Source organism: Pseudomonas sp. B19125, from assembly GCF_044218855.1.
GTDB lineage: Bacteria > Pseudomonadota > Gammaproteobacteria > Pseudomonadales > Pseudomonadaceae > Aquipseudomonas > Aquipseudomonas edaphica.
This window is the reverse complement of record NZ_CP162589.1, coordinates 2,658,531-2,681,225: the sequence shown is the minus strand read 5'-3', so window position 1 is coordinate 2,681,225 and position 22,695 is coordinate 2,658,531. Positions and strand designations below refer to the sequence as shown.

The following is a 22,695-nucleotide window of genomic DNA, read 5'->3' as shown; positions in this document are numbered from 1 at the left end:
TTCGCTCAACGCCCATCAAGCCACGTTCTGCAACCGCCACAACAACTGCTCGCCACTCATCGCCGGCGCATACACATACCCCTGGCCCACCCTGCAGCCCATCGCCAGCAATTGCCGCTGCTGCTCCTGGGTTTCGATGCCTTCCACCACCACGCTCATGCCCAGGCTGTCGCCCAGCGCCAGGGTGCTGTGGATCACCGCACGGCAACGTGGGTCGGTGGTCATGCCGCGCACAAACTCGGCATCCAGCTTGATCTCGTTGAACGGCAGCTGACACAGGCGTTGCAAGGATGAAAACCCGGCGCCGAAGTCATCCAGGGACAGGTTGCAACCGAGCATGCGCAAACGCATCAGGCACGCCAGGCTGCTCGCCGAGGCTTCCAGCATGCCGCTTTCGGTCAGCTCGAAAGTCACGCTGGAGCGCGGTGCCTTGAACGGCGCCATGACGTCCTTGATCTTCCTGCCCAACCCACCCTGAGCCAATTGCTTGGCGTGCAGATTGAACGCCAGGTTCAAGGTCATGCCGCTTGCCCTGACGTGTTGTTGCAGGGTCAAGGCCTGGTGCATCTGCGCAAACAACAATGGGTCGAGCAGCCCGCAACGCTCCAGCACCGGCATGAAGGCCATTGCCGGTAACAGACCGTAAAGCGGGTGCTGCCAGCGGCTCAACACTTCCACGCCGATCATCTCGTTGGTCCACAGGCTGAATTTGGGCTGGTAGTACGCGTGCAGCTGGCCGGCAGCTAATGCGTCGCATACTTGCGCCTGAGTAAACAATGGCAACGCAGGTGAAACCGCAGGCACGATCCCCCCAACAGGCTGATGACGATGCAATACCTCTTCGAGCTGATTGAGGGTCGCCAGCTTTTCGACATGGCCAAGCAAACACACGCCGAGCAGGCTGGTGAACTGTTGCAGGGCTTGGCTGATCCCGGTCGGCTGATGGCCGCTGACAATCACGCCATGCAGCCACCCTTGTTGCGCGGCATGTTGCAAAAACTCCAGCCCATCCATGCCGGACATGGACAAGTCGCACAGTACGACATCCACCCCGTGAACGCTTTCCAGGAGGGCCAAGGCTTCAGTGGCATGCGTCGCCTCGATCACCGCATGCCCCAACCGTTTGAACTGGCTCACGACGACGGCGCGCTGAAAGGCGTGCTCCTCAAGGATCAGGACGCGTAAAGGCTGGCTCGTCATTGGCGTGGGCTCGTGGGTGGTGGACCCAACGATTGTCTAAAACTGCCCGGAAAAAGCGCGGATGTTTAATCCTTTATGAACGTAGGATATTTCTCAAAATACTAACTCCCGGCCAAAGGCAGCGGATCGGTTCAACGCTATCCGCCGCCTCAGGGTTTGCTACACCGGCTTGCCCATCAACGGGTCACTGATGCTATGCGCCCCCGTCTCAACCCGCCCCGCCACACGGCGCACCCAGCCATGCTCATTACGCACGGTGAAGTCATACCAGCCACCGCTCGGCTGACGGGAGAATGTGCGTTGCTGCGAGCTGTGGCCAGCAATCTCCAGCAGCCATGGGCCTTGATGGGTGTAAGGGCAGCGCTTGATCGTCACCGAGGCTGGATGCTTGCTGGGGTTGATCACCGTCAGTTGAACGCTGTCCCCCTGGTAAGCCACTGACAGTTCGGGTTCGCGGCGTTGCAGATCACCCTTGAATGATCGGTGAAAGCCGTTCGGCCCCAATAGCCACAGGTCATAGCCGCCAGCCACTGGCCAGGTATCACTGAGGTGCTGTTCGGCGCCCACGGTGTAGCGCCGCGGGATGTCTTCCAGGTGCAGTCGGTCGTAGACGTGGAAGACCGCGCCCTGTTCGCCATGGTTGAAGAAGTTCAACGTCAGCTCACCGGCGCGACGATCAACGTCACCTTCGACGTTCAACTGGTATGGCAACGCACGGGATGGTCGAGCCATGCGCGCCTGATGCGGCGCCTGTTGCCGACCTTCAGCAGGCACCACAACCTGGGCCAGTTGTTCCTGGCGCTGGCGCAGCAAATCCGCCGCCCGGCGGGTGGTTTCATGCAGTGGCGGCAACAACTCGGTGTTGGGGTTGACGAAGTTGAACGCCGAGGTGAGGTCGCCGCATACGGCGCGGCGCCAGGCGCTGATATTGGGCTCGCGCACCTGGAAGCGCTTCTCCAGAAATTGCAGCACCGAGGTGTGATCGAACGCCTGGGAGTTGACCCAACCGCCGCGGCTCCAGGGCGACAGCACCAGCATCGGCACCCGTGGGCCAGGGCCGTAAACACCACCGTCAGGCGCAGGCTGTTGCGTGGTGCCGGGCGGCGCCGGGTGCGTGAAGATTTCGCTGTCGAACTTGACCGTGGATTTGCCGGCAAAGCTGCCATCGGCACGCTTGGACGGGGCTGACGGTGAAGGGACGTGGTCGAAGAAACCGTCGTTTTCATCGTAGTTGACCAGCAATACAGTCTTGCTCCAAACCTGCGGGTTTTCAGTCAGCGACTTGAGAATCTCCTGGGTGAACCAGCCACCCTGCACCGGGCTGGAAGGCCCAGGATGTTCGGAGTAATTGGCCGGGGCGACCAGCCAGCTCACCTGAGGCAAGCGGCCGTTTTTTATGTCATCGCGAAAGCCCTGGATGATCGCTTCCAGGTCACTGCCGTTTGCCGATGGCAGTGTGTTGCCGTTGCCTTTGTACAACGGCACACGGGCGTTGAGTTGATCGCTGTAGGGCACAAAGGCCTTGAAGTCTTTCGGTGGTTCCGCCGGGTTGCCGGCCGCAACGCTGGCGGCGCGGTACTGGCGAAAACCAGCCAGCGGGTTGTCGCCAAAGTTATCCGGCAAGAACTGGTAGACCTTCCAACTCACGCCCGCCTCTTCCAGGCGCTCAGGGTAGGTTTTCCAGGTGTAACCCACGCTCACTGCGCCAGGGCCGTCCCATTCATTGACCACCGCAGCCACATTGGCGCCGGTCGGGCCGTTGGTGCCGGTCCAATGGAACAGCCGGTTCGGGTTGGTGCCGGCGTGCACCGAACAGTGGTAGGCATCGCACAGGGTAAAGGTGTTGGCCAACGCAAACTGGAACGGCAATTCCTGCTCGCGGTAATAGCCCATTGACGTGTTGGTCTTGTAGGTTGGCCAGGCATTCATGCGGCCGCTGCCCCAGGCGGCGTGTTCGTCAACCCAGGAATGTGGCGTGCCGTCGACACGCTGGGCATTGCCGCGTGAACTGTCCAAATGATAAGGCAATACGCGCCGCCCCTTGCCCTGTTGCTCCCAGACTTTGCGGCCGCCCGGCAGCGGAATGGTGAAGCGGTCGCTGAAACCACGTACGCCGGGCAAGGTGCCGAAGTAGTGGTCGAACGCGCGGTTTTCCTGCATCAGGATGACTACGTGTTCGACGTCCATGATCGTGCCGGTGCGGTTGTTGGCGGGGATCGCCAGCGCCTGGCGGATGGAGTCGGGTAGCAGGGTGTAGGCGGAGCCGATGGCGGCGGCCTTCAGCAGGGTGCGGCGGGTGAGAGTTGGCATGGCACTAATCAATCCCTGGGGTGCTTGAGATAAAAACGCTCAAGACAAAGTAGAGACTGCAAGCGACAAAAAGGTGACATGCGGTTACTGACAATCCGATGATCTGTTCACGGGCCTGCCACCAATGGTGGTGAGCAGCTTGTTGTGGCTAGTGGCTTATTGTGGCAAGCAGGCTTGTTGTGGCGAGCAGGCTTGCCCTGCGTTGGGCTGCGCAGCAGCCCCAGTAAAGGCACCGGGATTCTCCTGAAGGAACTCAGCGCCTGGTTTCAGGGCCGCTGCGCGCCCCAACGCAGGGCAAGCCTGCACGCCACAACAAGCCACAGCAAGCAAGCTATCCACAACAGCGCATTCAATAGAGTCAGGCCGTTCTGGCCGCAATCGCCTCCACTTCCACCAGCGCCCCTGGCAACGGCAATGCCACCACCTGCAACGCCGTGCGCGCAGGCTTGTTCGGCTGCTCTGGCGTGGCGAAGAACTGCGTGTAACCACGCTGCAACCCGGCAAAGTCGAGCTTGCCGTCGGTCTCTTCGGCCCCCACCAGAAACACGCGCAATTGCACGATATCGCCCAGGTCCAGGTCTTGCTGCTGGAGGATCTTGCGCAGCTTGTTGAACACCGACACCGTCTGCACTTCGGTGTTGCCGTAAACCCCTGGCACGTTCGGGTCGGCCAGGTCGGGCAAGGTACCACTGACGAAAATCAGGCTGGCGGAGGCCGGTACGGTGACGGTTTGCGAGATGGGAAAATCGCCGACGCTGGTGCGTTGGATGCTGTCGCTCATGGTGATGCTCCTCAGGAGGCGGCGAGTGCCGCAATCTGTTGTTGTTGGGTAACGCGCTCGGCCAGCTGCGCGACCACATGCCGCGCCGAGTTGGCTGCCGACTCCTGCCAGATGCCCACACCGCTTTGCACCAGGCCGTCGCCGGCGAAGTACACGCGGCCGTGGGCCTGTTCCAGCAAGGCACTGGCGTCGGCCGGGAAGTGTTCGCGTTGCAGCCATGGGCCTTCGCTGTAGGGGATCTGTTCCCAGGACACCGCCAGCGGGTGGCGCAGGTGTTTTGAATAACCCGGATGCAGCAGTTCCACGGCTTCTTTGGACGTGGCGTACTGCTGGTCGAACGGCTTGGCGCCAAACACGTCGGCGCCCTCCCCGGTCACGTAGCCGGCCACCAACAAACCGTCGCGGGTGTTGAGGTCGTTGCTGGGGTACCACAGCAGGCGCGCCGGGTGTTCGATCCACGACAAGCCGCCGTAGGTGCGATAGTCGGTTTCCCAGAAGCGCGGCGATTGCCACGCCACTTTGGTCGCCTGATCACTGCGGGTGCTGAGCAAGGCGGCTTTGACCGGGTCGCTGAAGTCGGTGTCGAGTTTAGCCAACAGCGGCAACGGCAAGGTCGAGACCAGGTAATCGGCGCGCACCACCTGTTCGCGGCCGCTGAGCTGGTCGTGGTAGGTCACCGCCACGCCGTCTTCAAGCTGGCGGATCTGCCGCACCTGGGCGCCCAGTTGCACGTGCTCGCGCACGCGCTGGTAGAAGGCGTCGGTGATGCGGTCCATGCCGCCGACAGGTTGGAACATGGTGGCGGAAAATTCCGGGAATTCGGTGTGCAATAACGCGCCCCACAACTCCGGATGCAGCAGCCGGTCCAGCGCCAGCGGGCTGCGGCTGGCGGGCAGTGCGCCGGGGTGGGCAGGCGACTCCAGGTGACCGGAGCGCAAGCTGCCTTCAAAGGCCAGTTCCTGCGACAGATCGCCATACACCTGCAAAAACGCCAGCAAGCGCGTGCGCTCTTCACTGCTCAACACATCATCGAGGGCATCGCGCTGCACGGCTTTGGCCAGCAAGCCGGACAAATGCCCGCGCGTGTCATTGATCGCCTGGCCGACGGTGAACGCCGGCTGTTGCAGGTCGGGCCGCACCTGGGCGCCGTGGCTGCTGTTGACCAGCACTTCCAACGGCACACCCAGCTCGCTGCAATAGTCGAGAAGCGTGCGGTGCTGGCTCGGAATCCTGGCGGGACCGGCGTTGAAATACAGGCCGTTATCAAACGCTACGGTTTGCGTGCGGCCGTCCTTGTAGTCCACGCGGTCGCCATTGCGCAGGGTCCAGGTGCGCCCGCCCACGCGGTTGCGGGCCTCCAGTATTTGCACGCTGAACCCGGCGCGGCTGAGTTCCAGGGCCGTCACCAACCCGGCAATCCCGGCGCCCAGCACCAGCACACGAGTGCCCTGCCCCAGGCCCGCGTTGAGTTTCAGCGGTTGCGGGCGGCGATGTGACGACGGCCCCAAACCCAATACCGCCAATGCATCCTTGACGGCCTTTTCGCCGCCTACAGCGGCGATGCTCGACAGCGCTTCACGGCGTGTCAGTCCCATGTCGATGCTCCTAGTCCGGCAGGCCCGGTGGGTTGATCAGCGAGGTGTCGACGCGCTCGATGTCCAGGCCCCAGCGTTGCAGCACCTGTTCGTATTGGCCGCCGGCAATCGCGCCTTGCAGGGCGGTGTGAATCGGTTGGATCAGGCCGTTGTCCTTGCGTGTGGTCACGGCAATATCTGCCTTCAACGGCCAGCCGCCGTTCACCGTGCCCACCCGCTTGATGCCACCGGTGACCGCCGCCGAATAGGCATACACCGAGTTAGGCCCGAACAGCGCATCGCTGCGACCCGATTGCACCGCCAGTTGCGCGGCGGCCTGGTCGTCGATGTATTGCAGGAGCGCAGGCTCGATACCGGCCTTTTCATTGGCCTCGTTCCAGGCCAGCAAGACCTTTTCCTGGTTGGTGCCGGAGCCGACGATAATCTTCAGCCCGGCAATGTCGGCGGCCTGTTTGATCTCGGTGATTTTGTTGGTGCTCTTGACGTAAAAGCCGAGCACATCCTGGCGATAGGTGGCGAAGTCAAAACGCTTCTTGCGCGCCTCGGTCACGGTGACGTTGCTGATCACCGCGTCGTACTTGCCGGAGCTGACGCCCAGCGGCCAATCCTCCCAACTGGTCTGCACCACATTGAGTTGCAGGCCGAGGCTGTCGGCCACCAACTGCGCGGTGTCGGCTTCGCTGCCAATGGTGGTCTTGTCGTCATTGGCCAACAGCGCCAGCGGCGGCCCGGCAACGCCGGACACCGCCACGGTGAATTTGCCAGGCTGGGCGAACTTGAAACCCGGCGGGATCTGCGCAATCGCTGCTTCATTGCGCGGCACATGGATGCGCACACGGTCGGGGCTGAAATCCACCTGTTGCACGGCGAACGCGGTTTGCGCAGCACCGACGGCAAGCGTCAGCAAGGCCACGCGGGCAGTATTGATGAACATGGGCAGTCACTCCTTGAACTAAAGCACCTTGCCCAGAAAGGCCACGGTGCGGGGATGTCGGGGTTGGCGAAACATCTGTTCGGGCGGGCCTTCTTCGATCAGTTGACCGTCACACAGGAACACCACGTGGTCGGCCACTTCGCGGGCAAACCCAATTTCGTGGGTGACGATCACCAGGGTCACACCCAGTTGGGTCAGGCCTTTGATCACGTCGAGCACTTCGCCCACCAGCTCCGGGTCGAGGGCTGAGGTGGGTTCATCGAACAGCAGCACTTTGGGATCCAGCGCCAGGGCGCGGGCGATAGCCACGCGCTGTTGCTGGCCGCCGGAGAGCTGCCGTGGGTAGGCATCGACTTTGTCGGCCAGGCCGACCTTGGCCAGCAGCTCGCAGGCCTTGGCCTGCGCCCCGGCCTTGCTCCAGCGCTTGTGCGCCAGCGGTGCCTCGGCGACGTTTTCCCAGGCGGTGAGGTGCGGGAACAGGTTGAAGTTCTGGAACACAAAACCCACGTCGATGCGGCGCTTGAGAATCTCGCGTTCTTTCAATTCGTAGAGCAGGTCACCCTTGCGCCGATAGCCGACGTATTCACCGTCGATGGTGATGTGCCCGCTGTCGATTTTTTCCAGGTGGTTGATGGTGCGCAGCAAGGTGGATTTGCCCGAGCCGGACGGCCCGAGAATCACCGTGACCTTGCCTGGGTCGATGGTCAGGTCGATGTCTTTCAACACCTGCTGGTTGCCAAAGCGCTTGCCCACGCCCTGGATCTGAATGCGCCCGGCGCGTGCTTCAGCCATGGGTTTTCTCCTTGAGCCAGCCGCGCAGGCGTTGCAGCGGTGTGGGCGGCAGTACCCGCGCCGTACCGCGCGCAAAGTGGCGCTCGACGTAGTACTGGGCGCTGGTCAGCACCGTGGTGATGATCAGGTACCACACGGTCGCCACCACCAGCAGCGGGATCACCGCCTGGGTGCGGTTGTAGATGACCTGCACGGTGTAGAACAGCTCCGGCAGAGCCAGCACGTAGACGATGGACGTGCCCTTGACCAGGCCGATGATTTCGTTGAAACCCGACGGCAAAATCGAGCGCAGCGCCTGGGGCAGAATGATGCGAAAAATCCGTCGCGAAGCCGGCAAACCGAGGGCCGCCGCCGCTTCATGCTGGCCGGCATCCACGCCAATCAAACCGCCACGAATGATCTCCGCCGCATAGGCTGCCTGCATCAAGCTCAGGCCCAACACCGCCACGGTGAATTGGCTGAGCACATCCACGGTCGACCACTCGGCGAACACTACGCGGGTGAACGGCACGCCGAGCACGATGTGGTCATACAGGTAGGCAAAGTTGTAGAGGATGATCAGCACCAGCAGCGCCGGCATCGAGCGGAAAAACCAGATATAGCCCCAGGCCAACGCCGCCAGCAATGGCGAGCCCGACAGCCGTGCCAGCGCCAATGCAGTGCCGAAGAGGATGCTGAACACGGTACTGAGCAGCGTCAGCAGCAGCGTCTGGCCGAGGCCACGCAGCACCGAGACAGAAAAGAACCACTGGCCGAACACGCCCCACTCCCAACGCGGGTTGGTGGCCAGTGAATGCACGATAGCGAGCAGCACCAGCGCAGCGAAGATCGACCCGGCCCAGCGCCACGGGTGGCGGGCGGGAACCACTTGCAGGGCCTTGATGGGCGTTGCAACGCGGCGCTGGCGAACCGGGCTGACCTCGTCGATCAGGTCATAGGATTTGGCGACAATGGGCATGTTCTATTCCTCGCGGGTTGCGGCCTTAGAAGGCGTAAGTCAGCCGGGTGTAGTAGTACCCGCCGGTAAAACCGTAGGGCGAATAAGTGCCGTAGCTGGCGAGCATGGTGCTGCTCGGCACGCCTTGTTTCTTGGGGTAAAGGTCGAACAGGTTCTTGGCGCCGACGGCGATGTTGAGGGCTTTGGTGAGGTTGTAGCCAAGGTCGAGGTCAGTGATCCAGCGGGCGTTGTAAACCCGGTCCAGATCGCGATTGGCCGAGGAATTGACCTCTTTGTAGGCGCCGTAGCGGGTCAGGGCCAGGTTGAGGTTGAAGCGGTCTATGCTCCAGTCGCCGCCGAGGATGAGCTTGGTCTTGGGCTGCACATCGGTGATCAGGCCACGGGCCTGGCGGTCCATCAGGTCATAGGGCGTGCCGAGGATATCGGTGGACGCCTTGTAGTTGAGGATCTTGGTCTGGTTCCAGTTGAACGCGGCGGTCCACTTCAAGGCGCCGAACTGGCCGAGGTCCTGGTTGTAGTTGCTGACCAGATCCACGCCCTTGGTGCGGGTGTCGGCGCCGTTGATAAAGTACTGGCCGCCGGAGGTGGAGTTGATGCCGTTGCTTTGCAGTACCTGGGTGACTTCGGGGCCGAGCAAGGTGCCGGTCAGGGTGATGCGGTCGCGCAGGTTGATCACGTAGGCGTCGGCGGTGAAGTTCAGGCGGTCGGTGGGCGTAAGGGTGAAACCCAGGCTGAAGTTGGTCGAGCGCTCGGGCTTCAACTCCTGGGCGCCGAGGGCCTTGGCCGCCGCCGAACCCACCGGCAATACGCCGTAGTTGATCGACTGATACACGCCGTCGACCACGCCATAAGTGGTGGAGCGCGCACTGAACAGGCTATTGGCCAGGGACGGCGCGCGAAAGCCGTTACTGACGGTGGCGCGCACGGCAAATTGCGGGGTGAAATCGTAGCGTGTGGTCAGTTTGCCGCTGCGGGTTGCGCCGACGCCTTCGTTGTAATGCTCGTAGCGAAAGGCCGTGCCGATGTACCAGTCCGGCAGCGGGTTGAAGCCCACATCGACGTAACTGGCGAGGCTGTTGCGCGAGGCGCTGCTTTCTTCATCCGGCGAAATGCCGTTGGTGACCTGCGCCCCGGATGACGCGCAGTTGCCCGGCGCCACGCAGTAGCCGCCATTGGCATAGGACGCGTAGTCACCGGCCTGCACCTCATAGGTGTCGCGCCGATGCTCGAAGCCGAAGGACAGGTCCAACGGTTTTTGCAGGCCGACATCAAAGCCACGCTTGAAGTCGAGGTTGGTGGTCAGCTCGGTGGAAATCCAGGTGCCGGAGGTGAAGCTGTTGGGCGTGTACTCGCCCAGCGACGGGTTCTGGTTGTGGGTGGTGCCCTGTTCCGCCTCGTTGCGCCCGTAGGTGGTGGACAAATCCCAGTCCCACGCGCCAACGGTGCCTTTGCCGCCGAACGCGGCCTGGAAATCGTCCTCGTCGATGTACCAGGTCGGCGTGTACCCGGCCGGGTAGCCATTCGGCCCGGTGGTGATGGTATTGGTGATGGTCGGCAGGCGGTAGTTCTGCCCCTGCTCGGCCTTGCGCCGCGAGTAGGTGGTGAAGGAATACAGACTGAGGCTGTCATCAATCGGCAGTTCGGCGTTGTAGCCCAGGGTCAGCAGGTTGGTCTTGGGCGTGCCGTAACCGCCGTAGGTCGACCTGCCGGCCTGGTTGTAGGCTTGCTCATAGGTGTAGCCGTTGGCGCTGGCTTTGTTGTCGTCATTCTGGCTGCGGGCATCCAGGGCCAATTGCACGACGCCGCCGTTGCCGATTTCAAAACCCTTGTTGAGGCTTTGTTGCACGGTTTGCTTCTTGCCGTCGTAGCCCTGACCGACGTTGGTGACGGCGGTGCCGCTGGTATCAGCCTTGAGGATCACATTGATGACCCCGGCGATGGCATCCGAGCCGTACTGGGCGGCGGCGCCGTCGCGCAGCACTTCCACATGGTCGATGGCACTGATGGGGATCAAATCCAGGTCAGCCGGCGCCGCGCCGGTGTTGATGCCATTGATGTTCAGCGTGGCGCTGGTGTGACGACGTTTGCCGTTGACCAGCACCAGCACTTCGGCAGCACTCAAGCCCCGCAGGTTGGGCGCACGGGCAATGCCGCTGGCGTCCCAGCCGGTTTTTTCCGGCAGGGTCAGCGACGGGATCACCGCGCTCAAGGCTTCCATCAAGCCGGGCTTGCCGGTGCTTTGCAGTTGCCTGGCGCTGACCACATCGATCGGCACCGGGCTGCTGGTGACGGTGCGCTGCTCGGCGCCACGGTTACCGGTGACCACCACGGTGGACAGGGTGCTGTCGTCCTGGGCGGATGCAGTGCCGGCCAACAGGGCCAGCGTGAGTGCGGCGGTGGGGGGTAAAACTTGCTTCATGACCACTCCAGGCTTTCCGAATCGCGAAGTCGGGCAGTCGCGCGGGCGGGCGCGGTGCTCGTTTTTCAGGGTGCAGCTGCGATGGGAACTAGGTGTGGAGCGAGCGAGGGGTTTGAATCGGCAACATACGTTGAACTCCCTTCCAACGATTCTGCCGCGGGGTCTTTACCCGGTTATGGCGCGCAGAATCTGAATCACGCTGGGTACCATCCGAGGTCAGGGGTAGGCTGTTGCGATCAAACATAACGGAATGGATTTTAAAAATATAATGCTATTTGGGCATAAGCTAATATTCTCTACTTTCATTATTAGCGAATAACTTTATTCATATAAATAATGTTTTCTTGCTGATCGTTCCCACGCTCCGCGTGGGAATGCCTCATGGGACGCTCCGCGTCCCGCCCTGCAACCTTGTGACGCGGAGCGTCACGGGCTGCATTCCCACGCGGAGCGTGGGAACGAGCATTAGTGCGTGAGAGCGAACAGGGTCAGGCGTGGATGCGAGTGCTTTTTTCCACCAGGCACATTGGCGTGCCGGAAACCGGCTCCTGCATGATCTGCACTTGCACGTCGAACACCTGGCGCATCAGCTCGGCGCTGATCACTTGGGCGGGCGGGCCGTCAGCCACCAGCTTGCCGGCGTGCATCACCGCCAGGTGGTCGGCGTAGCGGCAGGCCTGGTTGATGTCGTGCAGTACGGTGATAACGGTTTTGCCCTCGGCGGCCAGTTCGCCCATCAGGTCGAGCAGTTCCACCTGATGGCTGATGTCGAGGTAAGTGGTGGGTTCGTCGAGCAACACCACTGGCGCATTCTGTGCCAGCACCATGGCCAGCCAGGCGCGCTGGCGCTGGCCGCCGGACAAATCCGCCAACGCGCGGTCGCCCAGGCTGTCCAGCTCCAGGCGCTGCATGGCCTGGGTCACCTGGGCTTGATCGTTGCCGCTCAGGCGCCCCCACAACGAGTTATGCGGGCTGCGGCCGTAGGCGACCAACTGGCGCACGCTGACACCTTCCGGCACCGGCAATACCTGCGGTAAAAATGCGATCTGCCGCGCCAGTTGCCGAGCGGACAAGCTGGCGTAGGCGTGGCCATCCAGGGTCAACTCGCCCTGGGTCGGCTTGAGGATGCGCGCAAACGCCTTGAGCAAGGTGGACTTGCCGCAGCCGTTGGGGCCGATCAGCGCGGTGACGCGACCTGTCGGCGGTGCGAACGAAAGGTCCTGCACGATACGCGTGGCGCCGTAGCCGATGTCGAGTTGGTGGGCCTGCAAAATACTCATGTCATCAACCCTTGAACCGTGCCAGCAACCAAAGAAAATACGGCGCACCAATCACCGCCGTAAGCACGCCCGCCGGGATTTCGCTGGGCGCGATCAATGTGCGCCCGAGGGTGTCGGCCAGCACCAGCAATAACGCGCCAATCAGCATCGCAGCCGGCAGCAGGTACTGGTGATGCCCACCCACCAGACGCCGCGCCATGTGCGGTGCGACCAGGCCGATAAAACCAATCGGCCCGATCACGCCGACACCCAGGCTGGTGAGCACCACCGCGCAGGCCATCGCCCACCAGCGGGTACGGCCAAGCGCAGTGCCCAGGCTGTGGGCGGCCTCATCGCCAAGCGCGATGAGGTTCAGGGGTTTAGCCAGGCACAGGCCCAACGGGATCAACAGCAGAAACGGCAACACCAGCGCCACATGGTGCCAATTACGGCTCCACAAACTGCCCGTCAGCGCGAGCAACGCGGTGTTGATATCCAACGGATGGGACAGGATCAAAAACTCGGTGACGCTGGACAAGGTCACCGCAATCGCCACCCCCGACAGCGCAAAACGCACCCCGGAAAAACTCACGCCGGTGTTGTACAGCGCCAGCAGCAAGGCCCCACCGGCGCCGCCCAGGCAGGCCACCAGTGGCAGCCAGGCAATCGGCAGGTGTGGCCAGCTGATGATCGCCACGGTCAGCGCCAGCCCGGCACCTTGGGTCACGCCGAGAATTTCCGGCGAGGCCAGCGGGTTGCGGATCACGCCCTGCACAATCGCGCCGGCCAGGCCGAAGGCGCAGCCAGCCAGAATGGCGATCAGGCTGCGTGGCAGGCGGTGGTTCCACACTTCAAAATCGAGGGCGTCGTGGGCCAGCAGGCGCTCCAGCACGGTGGCAGGTTTGAGCCACACCGTACCGGCGCTGAGGCTCGCCAGCAGTGCCACCAGCAGCAAGCCCAGCAGCAGCCATAAACGTAAGCGTGGCCGAATCATAGGGTGCGCCTGGCAAGAAACAGGAAGAACGGTGCGCCGATCAACGCAGTGACCACGCCCGCCGGGGTTTCCACTGGAAAGGCCACCGCGCGACTGAGCAAGTCGGCGCCCAGCACGATCACCGCGCCCAACGCCGCGCTGAGCGGGATCAGCCAGCGGTAGTCGTTACCGAGAAACTGGCGAATGATATTCGGCGCGATCAGCCCGACAAAGCCAATGGGGCCGACCGCGCACACGCTGGCGCCCACCAACAGCAAGCTGGCGACAAACACCTGCAAGCGCAGGCTGGCGATACCGACGCCCAACGAGCGCGCGGCGTCTTCGCCGAGGTTGATCAGGTTCAGCCGCGGCGCACACCACAGCGCCCACACGCCGCCGATCAGCGTGCATGGCCAGAGCAGTTGCACCTGGGCCGCACCCACATTGGCCAGCGACCCGGCCAGCCAGTTCAGCACGCTTTGGGCCTGGGCCTCGACCAGAATCACCGTGAGCCGGGTCAAGGCCGCGCACAACGCAGCAACCGCCACACCGGCCAACACCAGCCGACCTTGCGCGGTGTTCGGCGACCACGCGCCGCCGAGGCTGAACACCGTGACCCAGGCCAGCGCGCCGCCCAGGCAGGTCATCAACAGGGCGCCACCGGCAAAGGGCGGCGCGACCAAACCGGTGGAAAACAAGGCCAATCCCAATGCCGCGCCAGCCGTCACGCCGAACAACGACGGCGATGCCAGGCGGTTGCGGGTGATGCCTTGCATCAATGCACCGGCCAGGCCCAGGCAGGCACCGACCAACGCCGCGCACAACGCTCGGGGCACGCGCAGCTGCGCCACGATATAGGCCATATTGCCGCCCACGCTGCCCTGGTGAATCAGGCCGTTCCAGGCATCCGTCGCGGTGATAGTGAACGGCGACCAGCTGTACAGCGAGTACCAGAACAACACGGCACCCAGCAGCACAATGCCTGCCGCCGCGAAACTGCGCTGCACGGTTACTGGCTCAATACGGCTTTGCCGCCCTTGAGTATCGCCAGGGTGTCTTCAGCGATTTGCTCCGACGCCAATACACCTCGGTTACGCGCCCAACTGTCGCCATCGACCTCGGCCACCTGATGATTACGCACCGCGCCGAGCACTTGCCACAACGGCTGCTTGCTCCAGGTGTCGACGATACTTGGGCGACGATAGTGACCAACCAGCAACCAGCCAGGGTCAAGCGCGAGCAATTGTTCCAGGCTGACAAATTCAGTCGGCGCAGCCTTGGCACGTACCAAAGGCACTTTCAGGCCGATGGCTTGCAGCACGCTGCCGGCGTAGGAGTCAGGCCCGTGTACGGAAAAGCTGTCTTCACGGGCAACCCCGAACAACACGCTGGCACCCGCCGGAATCTGCTTGGCAATGGCCTGCAAGTGTTCACGGTTCTGGGCGATGCGCGCGTGCATCTGCGCGCTTTTGCCCAGGGCCGTGCCGATCAGTTCGGCGGATTTAAGGCTGCCTTCGTAATCTTCTCCACGTGATGGCAGCAACAAGGTCGGCGCGATGCTCGCCAAGTCGCTGTACAACGCCTGATGACGATTGAGGTCGGCGACGATCAAGTCCGGCTTGAGCCGGGCGATTTCTTCGATGCTCGGTTGCGAACGCAAGCCCACGGACTTCCATTGGCCGATGGCCTGGCGCACACGCGGCAAGACGCGGTTGGCATCGCCATCGTCCGCAGCGCCGACCGGCGTAACGTCGACGGCGGCGAGACTGTCGAGAAATGAGAACTCCAGCACCACCACGCGCTTGGGCGCATCCGGCAGGTGCACCGCGTGCTGGCCATCATTAAGGTCGATAGGCGCGGCGTTCAACACGCTGGAAGACAACGCCAGGAGGCAGGCGGCAAGGGTCGGGATGGAGCGCAACATTCGCATGACAAAGACCTCGGCGTTAAAACACCCCGGCTGGACGGGCCGGGGAAAACGGCGGGTACTATTCCATATTGAGGCGATGCAATCAAAAAACATTCTTATTAACGTGGTGAGTCTGGGGTGTGGCCGGGGCGATGTGGGAGCAGGCTTAATTGGAGCTGATTTGTGTGGGAGCTGGCTTGCCTGCGATAGCATCGACCGGGTCTTACTGACAGACCGAGGTGCCTGTATCGCAGGCAAACCAGCTCCCACATTGGCCTTCCCCTCGTGATAGTTGCGTTTAGAAGTCCACCGTGGCCGACAGCAAATAGGTGCGCGGCGTGGACAGGGTCAGGCCCGGCTCGCTGTCATCCGAAGCACCCGCTGAACTCCAGTAGCGTTTATCGGCGACGTTCTCGACGTTCGCCCGCAAAGTGATGTGCTTATCGTCGACCTTGAAGGCATAGCGCGCACCGACGTCAATGCGGGTCCAGGCATCGATCTCCTTGACGTTGGACTGGTCCAGGTATTGGGAGCTTGAGTAGATACCCCGGCTGGTCAGGGTCAGGCCTTCCACCGTCGGCACATCCCATTCGGCGCCCAGGTTGACGTTGTACTTGGGCGTGGCCGGGGCGCGGTTGCCGTCGAAAGTACCGTTGGTGGTGTGGGTCAGTTCGCTGTCGATAACCATCACGCCGCCCAGCAGGCGTACGCCCTTGAGCGGTTCGCCGAACACGCTCAGCTCCACGCCGTCGTTCTGGCGTTTGCCATTGGGCCCGAACACCCGCGTAGTGGCGTTGGTTTCGTAGGCCGGCTGCTTGATACGGAACACCGCCGCCGTCACGGCAAACGCGCCGGCGTCGTATTTGGCACCCACTTCAACCTGACGGCTGACAAACGGCGGGAAAATTTCGTCTTCGTTGATCGAGGTCGACGGCGCGATTTTGCCTTGGCTCAAGCCTTCCATGTAGTTGGCGTACAGCGACAGTTTGTCGGTGGCTTTAAACAGGATGCCGCCGGAGGGCGAGACTTTTTCCTCATCGTAGGCCGTAGCGCCTTTGACGTTGTCGGTCCAGTCGTCGACCTTGACCCGCTGCCAGCGCGCGCCGAGGGTCAGCAATAAACGCTCGTCGAAAAAGCCCAGGGTATCGGACAGCGCCACGCCACTGAAGCGGTTCTCGGTGTAGACCTTGGAATCCAGGCGTGTTGGCCGTGAAGGGGTTGGGGTTTCTACCGGGTTGTACAGGTTGCTCGGCGCCGCCGCGTACCGGGCGCCGCCGTTTTCAAAGTCCATGTAGAAGTAGCTGGCCGCCAGGTTGATCTCATGGCTGACCGGCCCGGTATGCAACCAACTGCGCACCCCGGCGGTGGCGGTGCGCACGTTTTCATCGCGGGTGAAATCCCGTGGCAATACGCTGAAATCCCCGGCGTTGTTGGTGACGGACACCGCGTGACGCAAGAAGTCGTGGTTGCTTTTACGCGCGCCGACGCCGCCATACAGCATCACGTTATCGCTGAGGTCGAACTCGCCGATAACCGTGCCGAAGGTGTCATCGGTGCGGGCTTTACTCCACGGCTGTGCGTAGTTATGCCGTACGTCTTTGGCGCTCGGCACCCGGGCATTGGCGCCGACTTGTACACGTTCCTGCGGCGCATCGGTGGCGCGCTCGGTGTGGCCGATATCCGTGGAAAGGCGCAGGCGCTCACCGCGAAAATCCAGGCCCAGCACCGCCATTTCACGGTCGACGCTCTGGTGATCCCATTCGGTATCGCCGGACTGCTTCACGCCATTGAAACGGATGCCGAATTTGTTGTCCTCACCAAAGCGCCGCCCCACATCCACGGCGCCACCGGCCTGGCTGCCGGAGGCCCAGGTGCCGGTCAGCGAGGTGATGTCCTTGTCGGTAGCGCGCTTGGGCACCACGTTGATCCCGCCGCCCACACTGCCGCGCGGCGAGATGCCGTTGATCAACTGGCTCGGGCCCTTGAGGATGTCGACGCGCTCGGCCATTTCCATGTCGATGGTGTACGTCGGCAGTACGCCGTAGAGGCCGTTGTAGGCCACATCACTGTTGAACAGGCTGAACCCGCGAATGGTGAACTGCTCGTAGCGCCCGCCCGCCGGGTTGGTGGCGCGCACCGAAGGGTCGCTGGCGACCAGATCGCCGAGGGTACGCGCCTGCTGGTTCTTCACCGCCTCGGCGGTATAGGTGGTCATGCTGAACGGGGTTTCCATAAAGTCCCGTGAGCCGAGCAGGCCTTGCGAGCCACGCCGCGCCACCTGGCCACCGGCATAGGTATCGCCATCGGCCAACCCAGTGGTACCGACGATGGACGTGGGTGCCAGTTGCAGGCTGCCGCTTTCCGGCACCGGCATCAGCCTGTAGGCCTGCGTGCCCATCGGTTGCAATTGCAGGCCCGAGCCCGTCAGCAACTGCGCAAAGCCCTCCTCCACGCCGTATTCACCCGACAAGCCGGCGCTGCTGCGACCGCTGACCAGCGCCGGGTCCACCGACAGGTTGACCCCGGCGAGCCCGGCGAAGCGCGTCAATGCGGCGCTCAGGCTACCGGCCGGCACCTGGTAACTGCGGCGGGCGGTGCTGTCTTCGGCATAGCTGAGCGGGACAAATAACGGGCTGGCACTGAGGCTCAGCATCAGGCTCAGGTTCAGCAACGGGCGCAAGCGCATGGGTCGGACTGCGGGCATGGGGAGAAGCTCTCGATTTTGTTCACTTGCCTGGAATGACAGGCGAGGCGCAAAAAAGGGACAGGGGTTGGCGATTTTTTTCAGCAGATAAAGCCTTCGTCTTGCATAGAGGGCAGCCATTGCTCACGATGTCGCCTGATTTCAATCTCTGCATAAAGGCTCACCGCATGAAGTTATTGCGTAAATGGCGCGAAAAAAAAGCGCGCAAGGCACTACGCGCGCTCTCCCCGCTGGAGCGCTCGACGCAAAAACTGCGCAACCGCTATCCAAACTACAGCTTTGGCATAGGCACCTACGGCGATTTGAAGGTGCACGACTGGCATGAAGGCACGACCCTGCGTGTCGGCGCCTACACCTCGATTGCCGGCAATGTGGAAGTGTATTTGGGCGGCCATCATCGCACCGACTGGCTCAGTTGCTACCCCTTCCCCGCCAAGATGAAAAGCCTCGCGCACATTACCGACTTTGGTGGCAGCAAAGGCGACGTGATCATTGGCAATGATTGCTGGATCAGCTCCCACGCGAAGATTCTGTCGGGCGTGACGATCGGCAATGGCGCAGTCGTGGCGGCAGGCGCGATTGTGACCAAGGATGTGGCGCCTTACGCCATTGTGGGCGGCAACCCGGCCAAACATATCCGCTGGCGTTTTGATGAACCGACTCGGCTGATCCTTGAGCAATCCGCCTGGTGGGACTGGCCGGAGGCTGAGGTGCGTGAGGTGGCGCATTTGCTGTGCAGTACGGATATCGGGCCGTTTGTGGAGTACCTCAGCCAGCGCGGGCGTTCGGCTGGCTGAAGCCTTCAGCGCTTGATCCAATCCAGATCCACGGCACCTTGAATGCCATCGACCTGGCCTTTGCTGCTGTGCTGCCACCAGTGCCAGCGCTTGCCGTGGCTACGCCAGGTTTCGGGCACTGTCGGCTGCTTGGCATCCCAGTGGGCGATCCACAACGGGCACGGGCTGAAATCGTACTTGCGCCACGCCACACGGTCAGCCCAGATGCTGGGTGACGTGTAGATGTATGGATGGGCGCCATCGAGCACCTGCGTGCTGAGCAGCATTACCAGTTCGTACAAGGCATCGGCCATCTGATCCGCGCTCGCCGTTTCGTTGCGCGAGGTTTCTACATCAATGGCCAGGATGTGCTTCCCGACCTCGAAGTTGGCCTCGCAGATCCGCTGCCGAATATTGGCCAGTTGTTCGCCGGGGGTACTGCTCAGTGCACGAAAGTAGTGGTAAACCCCCGCAGTCAAACCGTGGGCCAGCATCCCGGCAAAGTTTGTTGCAAACCGAGGGTCAGTGTAGGTGCCCCCTTCGGTCATCTTCACAATGGCATGGGTGACACCGGCTGACGCGACGCGGCGCCAGTCGATCTCTCCTTGCCAGCGCGACACATCAATGCCACGAGCATGGGTGGTAGGGGTTTGCTGTTCACAACTCATGAGTTTCTCCAAGACGCTGGGTGCTTTATGCAACCTTTCATCTCGGATACTTTCATTCTAAAGCGCCGAAAAACCGTATAAGAGTACTGCCTGCTTAGGGATGCGCTTGGGTATGGCAGACGGTACAAGGGTGAAAAATTGGGGCGTTCCCCAAAAAACGCGCGCATGAAAAAGCCCAACCTTTTCAGATTGGGCTTGATCGAGAATATGGTCGGGACGGAGTGATTCGAACACTCGACCCCTAGCACCCCATGCTAGTGCGCTACCGGACTGCGCTACGCCCCGACTAGGCGTGTTACTGGGTTTGCTTCGTAACGAAGCGATCCGGAATATACCGCAAGCTTTTGAAATGTGGAAGTATTTTAAAAGCTTGTATCACTTCTTCAGAACCACCAGCACATCTTCGAGTTCGGAGATCATCTGGCGGATCATTTGCTTGTATTGGGTGGTGTCGTCTTTGGCTTCATCACCGGACATACGCTGGCGCGCGCCGCTGATGGTGAACCCCTGGTCGTACAGCAACGCACGGATCTGTCGGATCATCAGCACATCCTGGCGCTGATAATACCGACGGTTCCCGGTGCGTTTGACGGGGTTGAGTTGAGGAAACTCCTGCTCCCAATAGCGCAGCACGTGCGGCTTGACCGCACAGAGCTCGCTGACTTCACCAATGGTGAAGTAGCGTTTGCCTGGGATGACGGGTAGTTCGTCGTTATGACTTGGTTCCAGCATAAGCCTCAACTCGGGCCTTCAACTTCTGCCCTGGACGAAAGGTGACCACACGGCGAGCCGTGATCGGGATTTCTTCTCCCGTTTTTGGATTGCGGCCAGGCCGCTGGCGTTTGTCCCGCAGGTCAAAATTGCCGAAACCGGACAATTTGACCTGTTCGTTGTCTTCCAGAGCGTGCCGAATTTCTTCAAAGAACAGCTCGACCAATTCCTTGGCTTCGCGTTTGTTCAGACCCAACTCTTCGTACAGACGTTCCGCCATCTCAGCTTTCGTCAAAGCCCCCATACGTCACTTCCTTAACGTGGCGTTCAACCTTTGTTCGAGCGAGGTGAGGATATTTTGTGTCGTGGTATTCACCTCATCGTCATTAAGAGTGCGCGATGGATGCTGCCAGGTCAAGCCAACTGCAAGGCTTTTTCTATGCGGATCAATGCCTTTACCCTGATAGACGTCAAATAGCCTGAGGTCTGTCAGCCATTCCCCTGCATTTTCACGGATTACGTCCAGAACGGCAGTGGCGGCCACTTCACGGTCGGCGATCAGCGCGAGGTCACGACGCACTTCAGGGAAGCGCGACAACTCGCTGAATTTAGGCATCTTGCCCGACGCCACTTCAGCCAGAACCAGCTCAAAAACAAAGACCGGACGGTCCAGGCCCAATGTTTTCGACAGCTCAGGGTGGATGGCACCGACAAAACCCACCAAACGCCCTTCGCGCTCGATACGTGCAGTCTGGCCCGGGTGCAATGCCGGGTGGCTACCAGACACAAACGTGAAGTCATCCAGTGCACCGGCAAAGCCCAGCACCGCTTCCACATCGGCTTTAACGTCGAAGAAGTCCACGCCATCGCGGCCCTGTGCCCAGCCTTCTGGCAGGCGGCTACCGCAGACAACACCCGCCAGCATCGGCTCTTGCTTCAGACCGTCGAGCTGGCCGACAAAACGCAGGCCGCTTTCGAACATGCGCACGCGGTCTTGCTGACGGTTCAGGTTATGGGAAAGTGCCTTGACCAGGCCCGGCCACAGCGACGAACGCATGGCGGCCATGTCATTGGAGATCGGGTTAGCCAACAGCAACGGCTCAACACCTGGGTTGAACAGCTCAAACTGCTTTGGATCGATGAAGCTATAAGTCACCGCTTCCTGGTAGCCACGGGCAACCAGCAGGCGACGCAACTCTGGCAGGTGCGCACGCGCCTCGGCCTTGGGTTGCGGTGCCAGGCGCGCTTGCGGGTAGCGAACCGGCAGGCGGTTGTAGCCGTACAGGCGGGCCAGTTCTTCGATCAGGTCGACTTCCAGGCTGATGTCGAAACGATGGCTTGGCACTTCTACGTGCCACTGCCCTTCCCCACCGGCGGAAATACCCAGGCCGAGTGCGGACAGCAGTTGCTCGATCTGCGCAGGTTCAATCACCAGGCCAAGCATTTGCTCGACGCTTTTGGCGCGCAGGGTGATCGGTGCAATCGACGGCAGGAACTGCTCGTTGACGGTCTCGGTGATCGGGCCGGCTTCGCCGCCAGTGATTTCCAGCAGCAGGCCAGTGGCGCGCTCCATGGCTTCACGGGCCAGCTTCCAGTCCACACCACGCTCGTAGCGGTGCGAGGCATCGGTGTGCAGGCCGTAGGAACGGGCCTTGCCAGCGATGGCGATCTGGTCGAAGAATGCGCTCTCAAGGAAAATATCGCGGGTGGTTTCGGACACGCCGCTGTGCTCGCCACCCATCACGCCGGCAATCGCCAGGGCGCGGGAATGGTCGGCAATTACCAGGGTGTCGGCGCGCAGGCTGACTTCCTGGCCGTCGAGCAATACCAGCTTCTCGCCTTCTTCGGCCATGCGCACACGGATGCCGCCATTGATTTCGGCAAGATCGAAGGCGTGCAGCGGTTGGCCCAGCTCCAGCATCACGTAGTTGGTGATGTCCACGGCGGCATCGATGCTGCGCACGTCGGCGCGACGCAGGCGCTCAACCATCCACAGCGGGGTTGGCTTGGACAGGTCGACGTTGCGGATCACACGACCCAGGTAACGTGGGCAGGCGTTTGGCGCCAGTACGTCGACAGGGCGCACTTCGTCGTGGACTGCAGCGACTGCGGCCACCACCGGGCGGGTGACCGGGGCGTTGTACAGCGCGCCCACTTCACGGGCCAGACCGGCGAGGGACAGGCAGTCACCCCGGTTCGGGGTCAGGTCGACCTCGATGCTGGCGTCTTCCAGTTCCAGGTAAACGCGAATGTCCTGACCCACTGGCGCATCGGCCGGCAGTTCCATCAGGCCATCGTTGCCCTCGCCGACTTGCAGCTCGGCCTGGGAACACAGCATGCCGTTGGACTCAACGCCACGCAGCTTGGCTTTCTTGATCTTGAAGTCGCCCGGCAGTTCGGCGCCGATCATGGCAAACGGAATCTTCAGGCCCGGGCGCACGTTTGGCGCTCCGCACACGACCTGAAAGGTTTCCACGCCATTGCTGACCTGGCACACACGCAGCTTGTCGGCATCGGGGTGCTGCTCGGTGCTCAGCACCTCGCCCACCACCACGCCGGTGAAAACACCGGCGGCCGGCGTTACGCTATCGACCTCAAGGCCGGCCATCGACAGACGAGCAACCAGCTCGTCGCGATCTACCTGCGGGCTTACCCAGCCACGCAGCCATTGTTCACTGAATTTCATCCTGCTCTCCTAAAGATTCG

Annotated in this window: 18 protein-coding genes and 1 tRNA gene; 1 reads left to right on the top strand and 18 read right to left on the bottom strand. The window is 61.8% G+C overall.

From position 1 onward, the window contains the following. Positions 1 to 15: 15 nt before the first annotated feature. From AB4P96_RS12295 to AB4P96_RS12235, 13 genes are all read right to left on the bottom strand, one after another. A complete protein-coding gene (locus tag AB4P96_RS12295; RefSeq protein WP_170040392.1) occupies positions 16 to 1,200 on the bottom strand; it encodes an EAL domain-containing protein in 1,185 nt (394 codons plus the stop codon). 159 nt (positions 1,201 to 1,359) lie between these two features. Then, a complete protein-coding gene (locus tag AB4P96_RS12290; protein WP_170040390.1) occupies positions 1,360 to 3,510 on the bottom strand; it encodes a phosphocholine-specific phospholipase C in 2,151 nt (716 codons plus the stop codon). Between the two features lie 358 nt (positions 3,511 to 3,868). Further along, positions 3,869 to 4,291, bottom strand: a complete 423-nt coding sequence (locus tag AB4P96_RS12285; protein ID WP_017138711.1) for a RidA family protein — start codon at positions 4,289 to 4,291, stop codon at positions 3,869 to 3,871. An 11-nt stretch (positions 4,292 to 4,302) separates the two neighbouring features. Further along, complete coding sequence (locus tag AB4P96_RS12280) at positions 4,303 to 5,886, bottom strand: FAD-dependent oxidoreductase (RefSeq protein WP_099549948.1); 1,584 nt, start codon at positions 5,884 to 5,886, stop codon at positions 4,303 to 4,305. Positions 5,887 to 5,896: 10 nt separating this feature from the next. Next, positions 5,897 to 6,820, bottom strand: coding sequence for an ABC transporter substrate-binding protein (locus AB4P96_RS12275; RefSeq protein WP_395600816.1), 924 nt, complete (start codon positions 6,818 to 6,820; stop codon positions 5,897 to 5,899). Positions 6,821 to 6,838: 18 nt separating this feature from the next. Next, positions 6,839 to 7,612 carry an amino acid ABC transporter ATP-binding protein gene (locus AB4P96_RS12270; protein WP_017138708.1) on the bottom strand — a complete coding sequence of 258 codons (774 nt, stop codon included), beginning with the start codon at positions 7,610 to 7,612 and terminating at the stop codon, positions 6,839 to 6,841. Further along, positions 7,605 to 8,570 (bottom strand): amino acid ABC transporter permease, encoded by a 966-nt coding sequence (locus AB4P96_RS12265; RefSeq protein WP_236461992.1) that lies wholly within the window; start codon positions 8,568 to 8,570, stop codon positions 7,605 to 7,607. Before AB4P96_RS12265 ends, AB4P96_RS12270 begins: the two co-directional genes overlap by 8 nt. 25 nt (positions 8,571 to 8,595) lie before the next feature. Next, on the bottom strand, positions 8,596 to 10,989 hold the full coding sequence (locus tag AB4P96_RS12260) for a TonB-dependent receptor plug domain-containing protein (RefSeq protein WP_395600815.1): 2,394 nt from the start codon (positions 10,987 to 10,989) through the stop codon (positions 8,596 to 8,598). 488 nt (positions 10,990 to 11,477) lie between these two features. Continuing rightward, positions 11,478 to 12,269, bottom strand: coding sequence for a Fe(3+) dicitrate ABC transporter ATP-binding protein FecE (gene fecE / locus AB4P96_RS12255; protein WP_395600814.1), 792 nt, complete (start codon positions 12,267 to 12,269; stop codon positions 11,478 to 11,480). Positions 12,270 to 12,273: 4 nt separating this feature from the next. Continuing rightward, complete coding sequence (locus AB4P96_RS12250; protein ID WP_138450896.1) at positions 12,274 to 13,242, bottom strand: iron chelate uptake ABC transporter family permease subunit; 969 nt, start codon at positions 13,240 to 13,242, stop codon at positions 12,274 to 12,276. Further along, entirely contained in the window at positions 13,239 to 14,228 is a 990-nt protein-coding gene (gene fecC, locus AB4P96_RS12245) for an iron-dicitrate ABC transporter permease FecC (protein WP_169988569.1), read from the bottom strand. The genes AB4P96_RS12250 and fecC overlap by 4 nt, the downstream gene beginning before the upstream one ends. Positions 14,229 to 14,230: 2 nt before the next feature. Further along, complete coding sequence (locus AB4P96_RS12240) at positions 14,231 to 15,145, bottom strand: Fe(3+) dicitrate ABC transporter substrate-binding protein FecB (RefSeq protein WP_370589443.1); 915 nt, start codon at positions 15,143 to 15,145, stop codon at positions 14,231 to 14,233. A 283-nt stretch (positions 15,146 to 15,428) separates the two neighbouring features. Next, on the bottom strand, positions 15,429 to 17,834 hold the full coding sequence (locus AB4P96_RS12235; protein ID WP_395600813.1) for a TonB-dependent siderophore receptor: 2,406 nt from the start codon (positions 17,832 to 17,834) through the stop codon (positions 15,429 to 15,431). 167 nt (positions 17,835 to 18,001) lie between these two features. Between AB4P96_RS12235 and AB4P96_RS12230 the strand changes: the two genes are divergently transcribed. Beyond that, positions 18,002 to 18,631, top strand: a complete 630-nt coding sequence (locus tag AB4P96_RS12230; protein ID WP_236446538.1) for a CatB-related O-acetyltransferase — start codon at positions 18,002 to 18,004, stop codon at positions 18,629 to 18,631. Positions 18,632 to 18,636: 5 nt separating this feature from the next. Here the strand turns inward: AB4P96_RS12230 and AB4P96_RS12225 are convergent, their stop codons facing one another. From AB4P96_RS12225 to pheT, 5 genes are all read right to left on the bottom strand, one after another. Further along, positions 18,637 to 19,278 (bottom strand): glycoside hydrolase family 25 protein, encoded by a 642-nt coding sequence (locus tag AB4P96_RS12225; protein ID WP_170040376.1) that lies wholly within the window; start codon positions 19,276 to 19,278, stop codon positions 18,637 to 18,639. A 208-nt stretch (positions 19,279 to 19,486) separates the two neighbouring features. Beyond that, positions 19,487 to 19,563, bottom strand: a tRNA-Pro gene (locus AB4P96_RS12220). Positions 19,564 to 19,653: 90 nt separating this feature from the next. Continuing rightward, positions 19,654 to 20,010 (bottom strand): MerR family transcriptional regulator, encoded by a 357-nt coding sequence (locus AB4P96_RS12215; RefSeq protein WP_003219935.1) that lies wholly within the window; start codon positions 20,008 to 20,010, stop codon positions 19,654 to 19,656. Continuing rightward, the gene (ihfA, locus tag AB4P96_RS12210; protein ID WP_002553164.1) at positions 19,991 to 20,293 is read right to left on the bottom strand and encodes an integration host factor subunit alpha; all 303 of its coding nucleotides are present in this window, start codon (positions 20,291 to 20,293) and stop codon (positions 19,991 to 19,993) included. The genes AB4P96_RS12215 and ihfA overlap by 20 nt, the downstream gene beginning before the upstream one ends. Before the next feature lie 3 nt (positions 20,294 to 20,296). After that, positions 20,297 to 22,675 carry a phenylalanine--tRNA ligase subunit beta gene (gene pheT, locus AB4P96_RS12205; RefSeq protein ID WP_236460741.1) on the bottom strand — a complete coding sequence of 793 codons (2,379 nt, stop codon included), beginning with the start codon at positions 22,673 to 22,675 and terminating at the stop codon, positions 20,297 to 20,299. Positions 22,676 to 22,695: the final 20 nt, after the last annotated feature.

Bases quoted from the DNA above. Each gene is read 5' to 3' on its own strand.
- AB4P96_RS12260 (WP_395600815.1), bottom strand. From the start codon at position 10,989: ATGAAGCAAGTTTTACCCCCCACCGCCGCACTCACGCTGGCCCTGTTG.
- AB4P96_RS12265 (WP_236461992.1), bottom strand. From the start codon at position 8,570: ATGCCCATTGTCGCCAAATCCTATGACCTGATCGACGAGGTCAGCCCG.
- AB4P96_RS12225 (WP_170040376.1), bottom strand. From the start codon at position 19,278: ATGAGTTGTGAACAGCAAACCCCTACCACCCATGCTCGTGGCATTGAT.
- AB4P96_RS12215 (WP_003219935.1), bottom strand. From the start codon at position 20,010: ATGCTGGAACCAAGTCATAACGACGAACTACCCGTCATCCCAGGCAAA.
- AB4P96_RS12270 (WP_017138708.1), bottom strand. From the start codon at position 7,612: ATGGCTGAAGCACGCGCCGGGCGCATTCAGATCCAGGGCGTGGGCAAG.
- pheT (WP_236460741.1), bottom strand. From the start codon at position 22,675: ATGAAATTCAGTGAACAATGGCTGCGTGGCTGGGTAAGCCCGCAGGTA.
- AB4P96_RS12285 (WP_017138711.1), bottom strand. From the start codon at position 4,291: ATGAGCGACAGCATCCAACGCACCAGCGTCGGCGATTTTCCCATCTCG.
- AB4P96_RS12250 (WP_138450896.1), bottom strand. From the start codon at position 13,242: ATGATTCGGCCACGCTTACGTTTATGGCTGCTGCTGGGCTTGCTGCTG.
- AB4P96_RS12280 (WP_099549948.1), bottom strand. From the start codon at position 5,886: ATGGGACTGACACGCCGTGAAGCGCTGTCGAGCATCGCCGCTGTAGGC.
- AB4P96_RS12290 (WP_170040390.1), bottom strand. From the start codon at position 3,510: ATGCCAACTCTCACCCGCCGCACCCTGCTGAAGGCCGCCGCCATCGGC.
- AB4P96_RS12235 (WP_395600813.1), bottom strand. From the start codon at position 17,834: ATGCCCGCAGTCCGACCCATGCGCTTGCGCCCGTTGCTGAACCTGAGC.
- AB4P96_RS12240 (WP_370589443.1), bottom strand. From the start codon at position 15,145: ATGTTGCGCTCCATCCCGACCCTTGCCGCCTGCCTCCTGGCGTTGTCT.
- AB4P96_RS12230 (WP_236446538.1), top strand. From the start codon at position 18,002: ATGAAGTTATTGCGTAAATGGCGCGAAAAAAAAGCGCGCAAGGCACTA.
- AB4P96_RS12295 (WP_170040392.1), bottom strand. From the start codon at position 1,200: ATGACGAGCCAGCCTTTACGCGTCCTGATCCTTGAGGAGCACGCCTTT.
- AB4P96_RS12275 (WP_395600816.1), bottom strand. From the start codon at position 6,820: ATGTTCATCAATACTGCCCGCGTGGCCTTGCTGACGCTTGCCGTCGGT.
- fecE (WP_395600814.1), bottom strand. From the start codon at position 12,269: ATGAGTATTTTGCAGGCCCACCAACTCGACATCGGCTACGGCGCCACG.
- ihfA (WP_002553164.1), bottom strand. From the start codon at position 20,293: ATGGGGGCTTTGACGAAAGCTGAGATGGCGGAACGTCTGTACGAAGAG.